This is a genomic window from Alloscardovia theropitheci (assembly GCF_004332295.1).
GTDB lineage: Bacteria > Actinomycetota > Actinomycetes > Actinomycetales > Bifidobacteriaceae > Alloscardovia > Alloscardovia theropitheci.
This window is the reverse complement of the sequence record NZ_RXLP01000025.1, coordinates 34861-51731: the sequence shown is the minus strand read 5'-3', so window position 1 is coordinate 51731 and position 16871 is coordinate 34861. Positions and strand designations below refer to the sequence as shown.

The 16871-nt window shown below is 44.5% G+C and carries 9 protein-coding genes; 6 read left to right on the top strand and 3 right to left on the bottom strand.

Features of this window, described 5'->3' with window-relative positions; genetic code table 11:
- Positions 1-147: 147 nt before the first annotated feature.
- Positions 148-2523, top strand: a complete 2376-nt coding sequence (locus tag EJ419_RS06410) for a hypothetical protein (RefSeq protein WP_131284798.1) — start codon at positions 148-150, stop codon at positions 2521-2523.
- Between the two features lie 289 nt (positions 2524-2812).
- Entirely contained in the window at positions 2813-3823 is a 1011-nt protein-coding gene (adhP, locus tag EJ419_RS06405) for an alcohol dehydrogenase AdhP (protein WP_131284796.1), read from the top strand.
- A 193-nt stretch (positions 3824-4016) separates the two neighbouring features.
- On the opposite strand, the gene nrdG is transcribed toward adhP, so the two are convergent.
- The 3 genes from nrdG to EJ419_RS06390 form a co-directional block, all read right to left on the bottom strand.
- Positions 4017-4796, bottom strand: a complete 780-nt coding sequence (gene nrdG / locus EJ419_RS06400; RefSeq protein WP_131284794.1) for an anaerobic ribonucleoside-triphosphate reductase activating protein — start codon at positions 4794-4796, stop codon at positions 4017-4019.
- A gap of 236 nt (positions 4797-5032) precedes the next feature.
- Positions 5033-7420, bottom strand: coding sequence for an anaerobic ribonucleoside-triphosphate reductase (gene nrdD, locus EJ419_RS06395; RefSeq protein ID WP_131284792.1), 2388 nt, complete (start codon positions 7418-7420; stop codon positions 5033-5035).
- A gap of 613 nt (positions 7421-8033) precedes the next feature.
- On the bottom strand, positions 8034-9425 hold the full coding sequence (locus EJ419_RS06390; protein ID WP_131284790.1) for an MFS transporter: 1392 nt from the start codon (positions 9423-9425) through the stop codon (positions 8034-8036).
- 478 nt (positions 9426-9903) lie between these two features.
- Between EJ419_RS06390 and EJ419_RS06385 the strand changes: the two genes are divergently transcribed.
- The 4 genes from EJ419_RS06385 to EJ419_RS06370 all read left to right on the top strand — a co-directional run bounded on the left by EJ419_RS06385 (position 9904) and on the right by EJ419_RS06370 (position 16871).
- Positions 9904-11106 carry a glycerate kinase gene (locus EJ419_RS06385; RefSeq protein ID WP_131284788.1) on the top strand — a complete coding sequence of 401 codons (1203 nt, stop codon included), beginning with the start codon at positions 9904-9906 and terminating at the stop codon, positions 11104-11106.
- A gap of 195 nt (positions 11107-11301) precedes the next feature.
- Complete coding sequence (locus tag EJ419_RS06380; protein ID WP_131284786.1) at positions 11302-12162, top strand: LytR/AlgR family response regulator transcription factor; 861 nt, start codon at positions 11302-11304, stop codon at positions 12160-12162.
- A complete protein-coding gene (locus tag EJ419_RS06375) occupies positions 12159-13460 on the top strand; it encodes an ATP-binding protein (protein WP_131284783.1) in 1302 nt (433 codons plus the stop codon). The genes EJ419_RS06380 and EJ419_RS06375 overlap by 4 nt, the downstream gene beginning before the upstream one ends.
- A 174-nt stretch (positions 13461-13634) precedes the next feature.
- Positions 13635-16871 carry a glycoside hydrolase family 3 C-terminal domain-containing protein gene (locus EJ419_RS06370; RefSeq protein ID WP_131284781.1) on the top strand — a complete coding sequence of 1079 codons (3237 nt, stop codon included), beginning with the start codon at positions 13635-13637 and terminating at the stop codon, positions 16869-16871.

Below are 16871 nucleotides of genomic sequence, written 5' to 3'. Positions count from 1 at the left end.
GTTCACAATGTTTTTAAAAGTTCTCATATGAATCGTAGTCAGGGCAGTCTGTAAGTACGTAAATGTTCGCATGGAGGAGGCTTCGTCATGAAGCTTCGTTGATGAACAGGTTGAGAATCGTAGGAAGGACTAGCGATGAGACGAAGGATGAGCTTACGTATAATCGTTCAACTTTTTGCCATGATAATGGGAGTATTACTGTGTGCTGGTGTGATAAAGATGCCACAAGCTGGGGCACAAACTGAGGGTGGTAATCTTGAAAAACCGCCAACTAACGTGACGATGAGTGTACCGGGTTATGCGGGATATTCGCTCGGAGTTATAGGAGTGACAGCAGCAGGTCAATTTGTATACTGCCATGAATGGGGAATAGCTGAAGAATGGAAATTTACTAGTGCTACCCAGCTTCCTGATACTGCTCAAGCACGTGCAATGGGATATTTACTGCCTAAGTATCAACCACTACATGATTCTCTTACTCATGCAGCGCTTGCTTACCTCGTTCATGATCATTTCGAATTACAATCCTCTCGTCACTTATGGGATAAGGCGAAAGATGCTGTTTTGAAAGCAATCCCTGGGCTAAGTGACAAAGTGAAATCTTTATGGGAAGAGGGCTTAGCTAATGCCGTAGCGGATACTCAGGTAAGTGTGGAATATCTGCAGTCAAAAAGACGTGGGCAGGTGCTCGTACGTGTCGTGAACGCGAAAGGTGAAGCTATAGAAAATGTTCCAGTAACCGTTGAACTTCATGGCCCGGCGCAATTTGATACGAACTCGTCTACATCTATAACGGTGATGAGTAAGGCAGGGCCTGTTTCTCTCAATTGGACGGCAACAGGTGATGGGGAAGTAAGTACATCGCAATCAGCAACTGTCCCCACATTAGATGATATGGAAAGTGCACAAAATTTCGTTAGATTAGGCGAATCAAAGCAAGCTCGATATGAGGGTATTCGATTCAGTGTGAAGAAAACTTTCCAGCCGCAATTATCTACTGCAGTTGATTCACGAGTACATGAAGCAGGAAAGCCTACCAATGATTCGCTAACTGTGGGAGTTAAAACTGGTGAAGATTGGGAAGGTGGAGTAGTTTTATCCGTCGAAGGATACTTATTTACTGGGCTGACACATGATAGGCTTACTGAGCTCAGTGAGTCGTCACAAGCCGCCGTAAAAAACGACGAAACTGCTGTGCAGTATCTAAAGCGATTAGAAAATCTAGGATTACGAGTTGCTGGGACATCTCATGTAGATGTCAGTGGGAAAGATCAGACATTCGAGGCGCTCGCATACGATGTCGGAGGTTCTGCTAACCCGTTACTTGTGGATGAAGAAGGAAAATTCGCTTCATGGGTATGGGTTATCGATAAAGCTAAGCAAAGTCCTGATGCTGCTCAATGGATTGAGCATGATGCGATTTCAGGTCTGCTTGAGGTATCGGAGAGCTTCTCTACTCGTCGTCATGTCATAGTGGATTCAACTGTTACCGAACATTCTGCGCAGGTGGGAGCTCAGCTCACTGATCGCATAACCGTTTCCGGTTTTCCTGACGATCACGGGAAATTCCTTGGAAATGAAAAATTCGGTTGGAAGCCTGATGAAAAATATGCCACCGTTAGCGTCTACTGGTCCCTTAATAAGCCAGATAAAGTGCAAGTTCCTGCAGAAGATAATGAGCATAAACTTATAGGAAGCTGGACATATAAAGCAGTCAATGGTGTAATAGCTGTCGGCGGTGGTAGGCCGGACGCATTTGGTCATGAAGTGCGTATTAATGCGCAAAAGCATGGGTATTATGCATTCGTATATTCATTTGCAGGCGATGACCGTGTCATGCCAGCTACTAGCGCGTGGAATGATGAATGGGAATATACACGAGTCATTGATGCTCAGGAAAAGACCTTGATAACAACTCATGTATCGGATGAGTCAGTGGAGCCTGGCAGCAACTTTAATGATATTGCTCGAGTAGAAGGACACGTACCTGAAGGATCCTATGTAACGTTCTCAGCTTATGATGCGGTCGCGAATAACTCACAAATGGGAATGGGACCAGAGCTTTTACATGAATCGCGTGTAGCAATTAATGATTCCATGCGTCAAAACGACGGAAGCTTTATTGTAACAAGTCCGAAGGTGCACACTCAGGTATCGGGTACAGTATTTTGGAAAGCAACTGTATGGGATGCATCCGGTCAAATTCTTGCTTCGCATGGATTAGGCGTTGAAGGAGAGGACACGACAATTGTACCGCCGCCTCCGATACCGCCAGATAAACCGCAACTAAGTAGGACAGGAGCTGATCTCAATATACTGCCGACCGTCACAGTGATAATGGGAATTGTAGCATTCCTCGCGCTCGCTCTACGAGCAATAACGATGGTGATTATGGATAATAAGAGTGGGCAGCATCGTAGCGGAAGTAGGAACCATGTCTGGGGCAATCGGCAAGGATCGTCTTATTCACGAGGGGCAATGAGGTCAGCACAACAAAACCATCCACGGCATCGGAAAAGTTGAGTGTAAGAAGATGTGAAAAGTGAGTTAGTCATGAGTGCTAACTCACTGCATCACTGCGCTTAAACTTAATGTGATTTGTGTATGTAAGTGCTGTGCATGCGAATACAGATACTGGTAGTGTAAGCCTGCTAGCACGACCAGTAGTGTAAGCTAACAAATCTCTCACAAACGAACAACATTTTTTGTTCTCTTTTGCGTTTTATATGTGATATAGGTTACAATAAATGTGTTCCTAACCAAGAAGTTAGAACTTTTGTAGAGAGGTTTTTAGAAACAAAGGAGCGTCGCAATGAAGGCGATCGTAGCTACACAAGACAAGAAAGCAGCAGTTGTTGACAAGGAACTTCGTCCATTGAATTATGGTGAAGCTTTGCTGGATATGGAATGCTGTGGTGTATGTCATACAGATATGCACGTTATGCACCAAGACTTCGGCGATAAGACTGGCGTAGTGCTTGGCCATGAAGGTATCGGAGTCGTAAAGGAAGTAGCTAAAGGCGTTACTACTTTGAAGGTTGGCGACCGTGTATCCGTAGCATGGTTCTTCAAGGGATGCGGACATTGCGAATACTGCACTACTGGCCGTGAGACATTGTGCCGTTCTGTTCTTAATGCAGGTTATACCGCTGATGGTGGTATGGCTCAGGAGTGCATCGTTCCAGCTGATTATGCAGTTAAGGTTCCAGAGGGTCTCGACTCAATGGCTGCAAGTTCCATTACGTGTGCAGGTGTAACTTGCTACAAGGCTATCAAGGAATCAGGTGTTCGCCCAGGTGAATGGATCCTTATTTCTGGTCTTGGTGGCTTGGGCAATCTCGCTCTCCAGTATGCAAAGAACGTATTCCAAGCCAAGGTAATTGCTGTTGATATCAATGACGAACAGCTTGAATTCGCAAAGAAGTTCGGTGCAGATTTAACAATCAATCCTTTGCGTGAAGACGTTGGTGAAACTGTACAGCGTGAATGTGGCGGCGCTCACGGTGCAGTAGTTACTGCAGTTGGTAAGAGTGCGTTCAACGGTGCTGTAGATGCTTTGCGCGCTGGCGGTACTCTCGCAGCTGTTGGTTTGCCAACCGAATCCATGGATTTGAACATCCCACGCTTGGTGCTCGATGGTATTCGCGTCGTTGGTTCCCTTGTAGGTACTCGTAAGGATCTTGAGGAAGCATTCCAGTTTGGTGCTGAAGGCAAGGTAGTACCACAGTGCCAGTCTCGCCCAATGGAAGATATCAACGATATCTTCGAAGAGATGGAGCAAGGCAAGATTCGCGGCCGTATGGTTATCGATCTTAAGCACTAAGAATCTGATAACACGATGCACCGGGCTCTAGGATGCTAGGGTTCTGCGGCTTTTGAAAAAATATTTGGCTGGTAAACGTTTGTAAAGCGCGTACCAGCCATTTTTTCATAAGTTTTGCTGTATATCTTGAATGTTGATTCTATGCGTGTTCGCGATTTAAGAGATTTGGCAGTTTGATAGACCACGAAACTACTTAAGAATTTTCAACAGCGTCCTCAGCAGCTGCTCGCTCTTTACCGTACATTTCAGGGATAAAACGTTCTTGATCATGAAGCTTTTGCCATAGAACAGCATCGCCAGTTTCAAAGCTTTTACTCACGTCAAGAATTCGCTGATTAGATGAACCGCGGAATTGGAGTAATGAATCATGAAGCGTGCTGATATATCGACCGTCGACCAAAATATCAATATTGTGGAGTAGTTCAATCTTGTCAGGGGTTTCGCCCTCGCGCATGAGTTCTTCCCATGTGTAGCCTGTCCAAGCCCAGATATCTTTAGAATGACCGAATTCTTTTCGAATGCGATTAGTTAATGTCAGCAGCATGGGGGTATTAAGTAATGGTTCGCCACCCAAGAGCGTAAGGCCTTGGACATAGTCCAAGCTCAAATCGGCAATAATTTGATCTTCAAGTTCCTGAGTATATTCATGTCCCGCTTGGAAATCCCAGATAGATGAATTGTAGCATTCGTGGCAATGAAAAGGACAACCACTTACATAGAGCGAGCATCTGATACCTTCACCGTCAGTGACGATAAAACGCTTATAATCTGCGACTATGTTCCTCGAGAGTTTGCGTCCGTCCCATTGACCTGCGCGAGGATTATTCGCGAGATCGGTAGGAATAGAAGGTCCGCGATTTATTTCATTCGCTGCAAAATCACGGTGAGCACTAGTACGCGGTCGTGCCGTGCTGCGATGAGGATCGTTCGTTGATGATTGTGTGATGCCAGTTTTCTTAAAATTCTCGGTCATAGTTGTTTCGTTTAGTTTTTCCGATTGCTTTTACGAAGTTGCTTTGAAGATCAGTATCTAGGTACCTAGGCGCGAAGAATCTATGTCGATAGTTCATTTGTGTCTAAAGACGAGTAGGTAATGTCGAGTAAGACTAGAGGCCTTGTTCGCAGTGAATCAAGGCCTCCAATTGTGTTACTTACCGTATCGCTTAGTGCTATTTCACCTCATACGAAGTGAAAATTGAAAACGGTATATTACTTAGCTTCGTCCCACCATTCGCGCACAGTTCCATCGCTCAATGTGACGTGTCCGGTTTCGCCAGCCATATGCTTAACGCGATGAGCGATTTCTTCATGACGACCATGTGCCATAGGGCGCTGAACAGGGTTACCCAAGTAACCGCAAGTACGCTTGGTTACATTGCACTTATTCGGATCATTGTTGCCACACTCAGGGCACTTAAAGCCGGTTTCTGTTGGTTCGAAATCGCCTTCAAATCCGCATTCGAAGCAATGGTCAATAGGCGTGTTGGTACCTAAGTAGCCAATGCCGATATTATGTGCATAATCCCATACAGCTTCAAGTGCCTTAGGATTTGCCTGAAGGCTTGGGAATTCACAGTAGTTAATGAAGCCACCATTTGCGAGGTATGGGAAATCACGCTCATAAGAGAGCTTCTCCATAGGAGTTGGGCGAAGCCATACAGGATAGTGGAAGGAGTTGGTATAGAAATCGTGATCTGTTACGCCATCAATAGAGCCAAACTGTTCCTTATCCAAACGAGCAAAACGATCGGTCAAGGACTCTGCAGGAGTGGAGTATACCGAGTAATGATAGCCTTCTGCGTTATCCCAGTCTATGCACAAATTATGCATACGGCGCACAATTTCCAAAGCAAATTCTTTGCCGTTTTCGTCCCATGTATGATCTTGCATCCAGTCTTTGCCATAGAACATTGCTACGGTTTCATAAAGACCGATGTATCCCAGGGAAACGGTTGCGCGAGAACGATTAAAGAGCTGATCTACGCTATCGCCTGGCTGTAAACGACCAAATGCGCCGTGCTGGAAGAGAGTTGGAGCATTGATCGGAGTTGCTTCCTTGCAGCGCTTGATGCGGAATTGCAAAGCTTCATGAGCAATTTCCATACGCTGATCGAATAACTTCCAGAAACGATCTTTATCGCCATGAGATTCCAGAGCAATACGAGGAATGTTTACAGTGACAACACCGAGATTCAAACGAGAATCTTCAACGTCCTTCCCTGTATCTGGGTCGGTCCAGCCATTCAGGAATGAACGACAACCCATAGGAGCCTTGAAGGAACCAGTAATCTTTACGATATTTTCGTAGAAAACGATGTCTGGATACATGCGTTTTGTAGCGCACTCAAGCGCAAGTTCCTTCATATCGTAATTTGGCTCGCCCTGCTTTGAATTTACGCCGTGCTTAACGGTATAAACGAGCTTAGGGAAAATAGCAGTGTGGCGATCCTTGCCTAAACCACGAATGCGAACAAGGAAGATAGCGCGCTGGATTTCACGAGCGAACCAATCTTGACCAAGACCAAAACCAACTGTAACGAATGGAGTCTGACCATTGCTAATACGGTTGGAATTAATCTGATATTCCATGGTCTGCATTGCATCGTAGATATTCTTACGTGTAAGAATCTTCGCATAAATCTCGCGAATCTGCTCAAGCTCATCGACGTCGTCATGGAATGGGGTATCCATAGGAAGAGGAGCGCGGTTTTCAAAGTGTAACCAGTCAGCTTCACGTTCCTTGAATGCGGCGATAGCGCGCTTAGCTACGTCAATTGGCTCACCGTCAGGGAATACTGTACGAGCCATGTCCAAATTCTTAGCATAGTCGAGCTTTGCATATGGTGCGAGCATTTCATCAGCGCGGTTTACAGTCTGTCCGCCGTACTGGGAACCTGCGATATCCTTAATAATCTGAGTAATCTGTGTAGCAGCAGTACCGATAGACTTTGGAGAATCCATCATAGCGTTGCCCAGAATGAATCCGTTAGCAAGCATGTTGCCGAAATCAGGTAATGAGCAGTTCGTCATTGGGGTGAATGGGCTGTAATCAGCATCGTGGAAATGAATATCACCTTTAATATGAGCATTCGCAACTTCAGGAGGCAGCATGCTCATAGCGCTTGCCTTGGATACGGCTCCTGCAAGCAAATCGCGCTGTGTTGCATAAACGTTGGAATCCTTGTTTGCATTCTCGCGCATAATAGTTTCATCGTGATTAACGAAACGCTTGATAGCTTCATTAACATCGCTTGCCTTCGCGCGAGCGATGTCCTTATTGAGGCGCCATGAGGTGTATGCTTCGGCGATTTCGTACAAATGATTATTGATGAGTGTATGCTCAACTGCATTCTGAATATCATCAATGCGAACGTTGCCTGTGTATCGTCCAGCAATAGTGCTTTCTACGGCAGATGTCATATCCTCAATGAGGCGTGTATTTTGCGAATTTGTATTTTCGCCTACTGCGTGGAAAGCAGCTTCAATCGCGTGAATAATATTCATGCGGTCAAAAGGAACGACGCGACCATCGCGCTTTTCTACCTTGGTTCCTTTAACGGAAACGGCAGTATCCTCAATAACAGTTGCAGTTGTCATTTACCTCGTCACCTTCAAACTTTCATAAACCTCTTATGTATCGCTAATGTGTGTTATCTCGATGCTGAGTTAAGCAGCATTAGCGAAGAGCATGTATGAAACATTAACTCTATGTCTAGACGGATTTTTACCTAAATACAGTAATTCATAATATAGTGAAATACTATATATAGTGTTTTTGGAGGATTGTGGATAATGTGGATAACTACAGTATTTGGCTCAAATCGTTGCGTGTCTGAGTGGATAGTTTAGTGGATAAACTATCGCGAAATACTAGATATTGAGTCTCAAGAAGTTGAAGACACGACATGCCGTAGTAAAAAATTTTTAAGAATAAATTAGGAAATAAGAAAATGAGAGAATGACGTGCGGAGCGGGCGTATATATATGGTTTTTTGCATTATTGCCCATTTCTGATTCGCGAATCCGCATAAATACGTAGCGTGAAAAACATCAAATGGGCAAAAGTGCAAAAAAGTATTTTTATTCATCTACGCCAAACAAAAAGGCTTGGTTATATACGTATAACATATATAACCAAGCCTAATCCAAATTAGCCTAATCCAAATTAGCCTAGTCTAAATTAGCCTAGTCTAACTGAGTCTAGCCCAGTCTAGTTTTCGAACGCGAGTTCTTCATTGTAGTTGGAATCCTTGGTTTCTTTCGTGAGCACCAAAGATATTAAGGTGAGAACCGAGGCAATTGCGAGATACACACCAACCATCCATGTGCTGCCGCCAGCTGCACGCCACAAGGCAACAGCGATAATTGGAGCTAATGCAGCACCGAGGATAGAGCTGATATTGTAAGCAATAGCAGAACCAGTGTATCGAACGTTGGTAGGGAACATCTCAGGTAAGAAAGCGCCCATAGGGCCAAACGTAATACCCATCATGATGAATCCAATGATCAAGAATGCTTCTACGAGCCATACGCTTGCTGGGCTACCATGATGGAAGTCTAGGAACAATGGGAAGAGCAAACCGAAGATGATAATTGCGACAGTTACCCAAATGAGAAGCTTACGGCGACCAATCTTATCGGCCCATGGACCGGAAACGAGGGTGAAAATACCAAAGAAGATAACGCCGACGATCTGCATTAAAACGAACTGAGTATAAGGGATTCCAAGCCCATTCTTGTCAACGGTTGTTGTGCCAAAGGAAAGAATCCACGTTGTCGTCAAATAGAAGAGAACATAGGTAGCAAGCATAGCAAATGTGCCGAGAACCACTTCCTTGAAATGGAAACGGAAAGTATCAACGAGAGGGGACTTCACGACCTTGTCTTGTTCAACGGCCTTCTTGAAGGTCTCAGATTCATTGAGCTTAACACGTACCCACATGCCTACAGCAACCATAATGGCAGAGAAGATGAATGGAATTCGCCAGCCCCATGCCAAGAATGCTTCTGACTGGAGTACTGAGCTCGTTGGGTGAGGAAGTGCAAAGTTGATAATCAGGAAGAGCCCGTTAGCGATAATGAAGCCGATTGGTGCACCAAGCTGTGGGAAAGTACCATACAGTGCGCGCTTGTCAGCTGGAGCATTTTCTGTTGCGACGAGAGCAGCACCGGACCATTCACCACCCAAAGCAAAACCTTGAGTCAAACGCAGTATGAGAAGGAAGAATGGAGCCCATAAACCAATCTGCTGATACGTAGGAAGAAGTCCGATAATGAATGTGGCGATACCCATAGTGAGCAGGGAAATTACCAAAGTAGTTTTACGGCCAAGGCGATCGCCTAAATGTCCGAAGAAAATTGCACCCAATGGGCGAGCTACCATTGCAGCGCCGAAAACAGCAAATGAGCTCAGCAAGTTAACTGTATCATTTCCTGCTGGGAAGAAAAGTTTAGGAAATACAAGTGCTGCAGCAGTTGCGTATACGTAGAAATCATAAAATTCGATAGTTGTTCCTACGAGAGAAGCTGCAATAACTTGTGCAGGAGTGTTGATTCCCGACTTGTGTCCCGTCTGTGCGGAAGTCTCTTGAGTCGTAGACACGATTGCTTCTTTCTTTCTCTGTATAAGTTATGGAGAGTCACAAAATCAAATAAATTCGAAACCCTCATACATAAAGCAAAAGCAGCTCGGATGTTTTGCATCTCTGCTGCTTTGTTCTGTTTAGCATTATTGCATTTCGAGACGACGTATAGGCAAATAGTCCACGTAGTGAGAAAGATTTTGCGAATTTCAATGATTAAGCACAGTAATTAAGCACAATGCTAGAGCTCAACGATAGAGCATAAAGCTTAAAAGCGATGCTGATATTTTACTAACGCGGTCGTGAGATGCTTCACGATTGTTTGGGAAATACGAATTATGTATGGTGTGTACGCTGTCTATACAAAGTGTGTGAAGCTATATAGTACGTGAGGAGGCGGGGAACTCGTATTTTATGTATCGCGATTTACAATGCGAATAGGATTTTGCGCGTACGATTATGCGAAAACGGTATAAAACGGTATAAAGAAGTTAAATTATGAAAATTGTTGTCGCTCCGGACTCGTTTAAAGGAAGCCTAACTGCACAGCAAGCAGCTGACGCGATAGAAATTGGCATTCGTCGTGTATTGCCGCAAGCAAATATTGTTACGGTTCCTATGGCAGACGGCGGTGAAGGAACTGTGCAATCGCTTGTTGACGCTACCGGCGGTTATCTTGTGACAGCTGAAGTTGTCAATCCGCTAGGGAAAATGTGTCGTGCACAATATGGGTTTTTAGGTAATACCAGTCTTAATGATAAAAGTGTGCATGATGACACGACACATGAGGAGAACTCACTGGGTGATTGCACGGCCGTTATTGAGATGGCTCAGGCATCAGGAATTCAGTTTGTTAATGAGTTAACGATGAATCCTTTGACCGCAACGACATATGGAACCGGTCAGCTTATTAAAGATGCGTTGGATAGAGGAGCTACAAAGATTATTGTCGGTCTTGGCGGTTCTGCGACAAATGATGGTGGCGCTGGCATGGCTCAAGCTTTAGGCGTGCATTTGAAAGATGCCGATGGTAACGAGCTGGACTTTGGAGGAGCTGAATTAGCTAGATTGGAATCCATCGATTGCTCGCAGATGGATGAGCGATTGAAGTACGTTGAGATAATTCTTGCTAGCGATGTGACTAATCCGTTAACTGGTTCGCGTGGAGCATCTGCGGTATTTGGGCCGCAAAAGGGTGCAAGTGATGACATGATTATGCAGCTTGATGCTGCTTTGATGCATTATGCAAAAATTATTCGTGAGCAATGCGGTCGTGACGTAGAAAATATACCAGGATCAGGGGCTGCTGGAGGGCTCGGTGCGGGATTTTTAGCGTTTACGCGCGCATCTATAAAGCCGGGAGTCAGCGTGATGATTGAAGCGACCCATTTGAAAGAGAAAGCAGTCGGAGCAGATTTATGCATTACCGGTGAAGGCGGGATTGACTCTCAAACCCAGTACGGTAAAACTCCATTAGGCGTAGCTCAAGCTGTGAAAGATGCTGCTCAACAATGTACAGTTATTGCGCTCGCTGGGAAAGTAGGTTCGGGGGCAGAGATACTTTACGATATGGGTATTGATGCGATTTTTGGAATAATTCCTGGTGTATCAACTATGAGTGAAGCTATTGAGCAGGCGAGTGAGAATGTGTCGCGCATGGCGGAGAATGTAGTTCGCTTAGTCCATTCTTCAGAGTTCTAAAGCGAGGATTGTCAAGACGATGGGCACGTTACAATAGATATCACTAAGTAGATTGGCCTGTACCAAATCGACGTGCTAAATCAGTACAGCTATTGGTTGGAACAGTGAGATGCACAGTGCTAAACAGGCACTGTGCTAAGTCGGCACAGTGCTAAAACAGGTACAGACAGACACGAGGATGAGTAAGGAGTTGCAATGCTAAACGTCGCTATCGTTGAAGACGATGAAAATGCAGCTCAATTTCTCGTGCGGAGCCTATCTCTCTATATGCGTTCTCAATATACGGGTCAAGAGGATTCGCACCATGAAAACTATCATGATTCTGGCGCTGAAAGCATTGTTAATCCGTTGCCCACAATGCTTTCGCATGGAGAAGTATCTGAGAAAGATCACAGCATAAAGCACTCAAGAACGCCAAATAATGTGCACAATCAGCAGCTTAATATCACCTATTTTCCTGAAGCTACACGATTCTTGGAAAGCTATAATTCTACGTACGATATCGTTTTCATGGATATTGATATGCCTAATATGAACGGTTTACAAGCGGCGCGGCGACTGCGTAGTTTAGATCCGGCTGTTCTACTCATTTTTGTAACAAGTATGGCGCAGTTTGCAGCTCATGGATATGAAGTTGATGCTCTCGATTACATCGTTAAACCATATAATTTTGCTGATTTCTCACGCAAAATGGATCGTGTAATGCGTATCGTCCAGTCGCAAGATGAAGCAATCTTTCTATCGCATCAAGGTGGTATGACGCGACTTAAATTGCGCGATATCTATTACATCGAGGTACGCGGGCATACATTACGGTATGTGACCAGTCAGGGTGTTATTTCTGAATCTGCTACACTTACCGCTGCTTTAGCGAAACTGGAAGGGCATGGGTTTATCCGCAGTGCGAAGGCATTCATCGTCAATTCGCATTACATCGAGCAGGTGAGAGGTAATGTGCTCATTATGACGGATAACGTGCAAATCCCTATAGGGCGCGCCTTTAAAAAGGAGTTTATGGAGAAATTTGCGCTAGCGATAGGGCAAGGAAACGTATGAATACCATAGTGAACGCCATAGTAGAGATATCTGCGTCCTTCTTAGCAGATACCGGTTTTGGTTTTGAATTTCTTATCTCGCTCGTATTGTGCGCAGGACATATGCCACGGCGTAGTTATTTTGCCGCACGTATGGCAGGAGCCGTTGCCCTAGTAACTATTTTCTTATGGGGCTGGAATCATATTTTCCCTGTGACACTTGCTACATCTATTGTTCATTACATCGTGTTCTTTGCTCTTATCGTTGCGTGCGCTGTGTTATGCTGGGCAATCGACAGCGAGCAGGCTTTAGTTGTGACAATTGCTGCTGGAATTCTCCAACATTGTTGTTATCGTGCTGCATCGTTAATCGGCTATGGTATAAGCGATACCGCGCACTTATCGCTTCAATGTGGCTCATATATGTACGTCCTTTCTCTTATCCCAATTTTTATCCTGGGATGGTGGTGTTTTGCTCGGCTTTTGCGTTTTAGCGATTTTCATATGAATTACCGCTCATTCATACCCCTTACGGGAGGAATGTTGGTATGCGCAAATATATTGACGAACGCTTTCGAATCCTTGGCATTGGATACTACGAGCGAAGTGAGATTTGTTTTCGCGCTTTTCGATCTTGTTAGTAGCTTTTTCTTCATGATGCTTTTATTACAAATGATGAAACGTCATCATGCTGAGAATAATTCTTTGGTCCTTGAACGCATGCTTGCCGAACAGAGGAAGCAACTAGCTAGTTCGAAAGAAGTAATTGATCTGATTAATATCAAAACACATGATGTTAAAAAACAATTAGGATCGTTAGGTCGTCTCATAGATCCGCAAGAGCAAGCAGAATTGCAGGAAATGCTTAATATTTACGACTCAACGGTCGATACTGGCAATGATACTCTTGATGTCGTTTTGCAGGAAAAATCGTTGATTTGCGAGAAACGAAAGATTCGTTTTGAACGCATCGTAGATGGAAAACTTTTGTATTTCGTGCGTTCTCATGATATTTATGCACTTTTTGGAAATGCATTGGATAATGCGATTGAAGCAGTGAGTCATCTCGAGGAAGAGAAACGATACATTTCCTTGGATGTGAGACAAAATCGTGCAATGATTGCTGTCGTCGTAAAAAATCCTTTTGAGGGAACTGTCGAATTTGTGGATGATTTACCGCGCACAACTACTGGTGATGATGCATACCATGGTTTCGGTACTCGATCAATCCGCATGATTACCCAGCGATATGGCGGGGTGATGGCGATTTCGACGGATGATAATATCTTTACTTTGTCTCTTCTCATTCCAGTGAGATGAACGCGGGACGCGCGCATACCGTATGGAAATAATTTAGTTAAAGCATTTTGAGATGCATTTTATGTCGTTTGCGAAGAATGACTAGAACATTAGGATTCTCTCTCGCATACTAATAGTGAGCAAAACTGGCACGAGGCAAGTGCCACAACGCCCACAAATCGAGGAGGATGAAAGATGGCAAGCCATTCGCGAATTTGGCGTGGTATAACCGCAATTGGAGCGTTACTACTATCGCTAGCTATGGTAGCTGCGGTAACACTTGAAATGTATCGCACATCTGTCGACGCAGCATTAGGCACGAGGTCTCAGCGTACCGTAACACAATCGACGAAGAATGATAAAGATACGTGGAACTATCAGTCGTCGTTCAAGACGGCGAAAGAAGCATATGATGGTTTCAAGAATTTCGCTCTTAAAGAGGGCGAGGAAACAAATGTTCTCTTAAAGAATGATAACCAAGCATTGCCACTAAGCAAGAATGCAAAAATTACGATGTTTGGTGTACGAAGCTATGCCCCTGTATATGGAAGCTCTGGCGGATCGATTGCTGATGGATATTCCACAGTCCAAATTACTGAAGCTTTTAAGGAGAAGGGTTTCCAGATTAACCCTTCTATGCTTTCTGCATATGAATCGTATTTCAAAGGGCAGAAATGGACAAAGCCAAAGTTTGGTAGCGGTCTTATCCCGGAGTATGAATCCATTACTTCTTACAATAATCCACATGAATTGAGTCTTAATGAGCTCAAGCGTCTCAACCCTAACTATGCATCTGAATATAAGGATTACAATGATGCTGCGGTTGTCGTAGTAGGTCGTCCAGCTGGTGAAAACGGTGATGGATATACTCCAGGGCAGGCAGGATTAGCTGATGGAGTGCATACTGTAACCGGTAATATCTTGAGTCTTTCTGATGAGGAAATGGCGATTATTCACGAAGCAGAAGCAAACTTCAAGAAAGTTATCGTTCTCGTGAATTCTACAAATCCAATGGAAATTGCAAATTTGCAAGATGACGCAAATATCGATGCAATTATGTGGATTGGCTTCCCAGGTGCATACGGATTCTACGGCGTGGCTGACACTCTCAATGGAACGGTTAATCCTTCTGGTGCATTAGGAGACGTATTTGCAAAGAATTCGGCTCTAGCCCCTGCAATGGCAAACTATGGAAATATTCCATGGAAAAATGCGCATGACTTCAGTGAAGATGCTGCAGTGAACTCATACCTCATTCAGGCAGAAGGAATTTACACCGGTTATCGTTATTACGAAACTCGTTACGCAGATATCGTCAGTGGTCGCGGTGGCGCACAGGCATCTGCCGGCACATACGCGGCTGCAGATGGTACAGTTGCGACGAGCGATGGTACGTGGGACTATAACAACGAAGTAACGTATCCATTTGGTTATGGACTGAGCTATACAACGTTTGAGCGTAAGCTCAATTCTGTTCAGGTCAACGGTGATAAGAAGTCAGCTACTGCAAGCGTCACCGTAACTAACACAGGAAAAGTTGCTGGTAAGACACCTATTCAACTTTATGCGAGCGCTCCTTATACGCAGTATGACAGGGATAACGGTGTAGAAAAGTCAGCTATTGAGCTTATAGATTTTGAAAAGACTGATATCTTACAGCCTGGAGAATCTCAAACTATTGAGATGAAAGTGGATCTATCGGTTCTTGCAAGCTACGATGCGAAGACGGCAAAGACTTTCATTATGGATCCAGGTCGTTATTATTTCTCGCTAGGTGATAACGTCCATGAAGCACTTAATAACGTATTATCTGCTCAAGGAATTCAACCTGAAATGACAGATACAGTTACAAATAATCAGTCATCTCGCACAGCTAATTCCCAAAGCGTGGTTGACGATACCGTTCAACAGTGGGATGTAGATGGTGATGTTGATTCAGTAACCTTCGCTGTATCAAAGTCAGGACAGAAGATTACGAATAAACTTTCTGAGGGTGACTATGCTACTGATTTCAACGCATTCCAGCCAGGAACTGTAACGTATCTGTCACGTAGTAATTGGGAAGGAACGTACCCTCACACATATGAAGGATTAGAAGCTACTGGACGCTTAGCTGAACTTTTAGGCAATGATTTTATCAAGCTCAAGAAGAATGAAGATACATCTGATATTAAGTTTGGCGATAAGTCTAGCTCACTGACCATCAATGATATGAAGGGCGCTTCTTACGATGATGAACGTTGGGGCGAGCTCATTGATAAGGTAACGCTGCAAGAATATCTCGATTTTGCGGCTAACGCTTTCCACGCAATTGGTGGAATGCCTTCAATCGGGCTTCCAGACATGACATCTGATGATGGGCCAGGCGGTTCTGATTCGCATCTTCTGTCTGAAGGTCAGTATCAAGGAACGCCATATGCTGATGGTGAGAAGTATAACAAAGCAACGCGTGTAGCTCCTTCACCTGTTAATCTCGCATACACGTGGAATAAGGAACTTGCTTATGAAAATGGGCAAATCCTCATGGGCGAGAGCACTTTGGTACTCAATCTTCCTATTATGATTGGCCCTGCAATGAACCTGCACCGTCATGCTTACAACAGTCGCGGTGTGGAATATTACTCTGAAGATCCGGTGCTCTCTGGTTACACGGGTAGTGCTGTAGTTCAAGGCGCCCAGAGTAAGGGAACATTGGTAAACGTCAAGCATTTGGCGTTTAACGATCAGGAAATTAACCGTTCGGGTATCGCTGTGTTTATGAACGAGCAGAAAGCACGCGAGCTTGAATTGCGTAATTTCCAACAAGCATTCGAAGGCAACGGTCAACCAGCATCATTCTCGCAAGATAAGAATAAGGATAAGCGATATGGTGAAGGTGCTCGCGGCGTTATGACGTCTTACAACCGCATAGGTGCAGTAGCTCCAAGTGCTAATCGTTCAGTGATGGTCGATATTTTGCGCGATGAATGGGGCTTCAAGGGATATAACGTAACTGACTTTACATCTATCTCGTTGAAAGCTGCTCCAAAGGAGTCCACGCTCGCAGGAACGGTTGCATTCTGTGGATTTGGTCCACAAGGAATTGACTACTGGACTGTGGAAGGACTGTCGGGAGACCGTGACATGCTGCTTGCGATTAAGCAGAACTTGCATTATGCACTGTATGCGCTTGCAAACTCAGCAGCTCTTAACGGTGTTAACTCAAGTACCCACACAGTTAATGTAATGACCTCATGGCGTATAGGATACATTGTGGCTTTGGTAGTTGCAGGTGCCATGGTATTAGCAGGATTAGCTGGATACATTATCAGTATCATGCGCGCTCGCAAGGGTATCATACGTGGTGTGAAGTCTCACGAAACTTCTGCTGGCGAGTCGATCGTTGAAGACCATAACGATAATTCATCCGTCACATCTAAGGAAAGGAACTAG

What these genes read in the sequence shown, in the direction of transcription:
- EJ419_RS06410 (WP_131284798.1), top strand. Translation starts at nt 148, where the DNA reads ATGAGCTTACGTATAATCGTTCAACTTTTTGCCATGATAATGGGAGTA.
- adhP (WP_131284796.1), top strand. Translation starts at nt 2,813, where the DNA reads ATGAAGGCGATCGTAGCTACACAAGACAAGAAAGCAGCAGTTGTTGAC.
- nrdG (WP_131284794.1), bottom strand. Translation starts at nt 4,796, where the DNA reads ATGACCGAGAATTTTAAGAAAACTGGCATCACACAATCATCAACGAAC.
- nrdD (WP_131284792.1), bottom strand. Translation starts at nt 7,420, where the DNA reads ATGACAACTGCAACTGTTATTGAGGATACTGCCGTTTCCGTTAAAGGA.
- EJ419_RS06385 (WP_131284788.1), top strand. Translation starts at nt 9,904, where the DNA reads ATGAAAATTGTTGTCGCTCCGGACTCGTTTAAAGGAAGCCTAACTGCA.
- EJ419_RS06380 (WP_131284786.1), top strand. Translation starts at nt 11,302, where the DNA reads ATGCTAAACGTCGCTATCGTTGAAGACGATGAAAATGCAGCTCAATTT.
- EJ419_RS06375 (WP_131284783.1), top strand. Translation starts at nt 12,159, where the DNA reads ATGAATACCATAGTGAACGCCATAGTAGAGATATCTGCGTCCTTCTTA.
- EJ419_RS06370 (WP_131284781.1), top strand. Translation starts at nt 13,635, where the DNA reads ATGGCAAGCCATTCGCGAATTTGGCGTGGTATAACCGCAATTGGAGCG.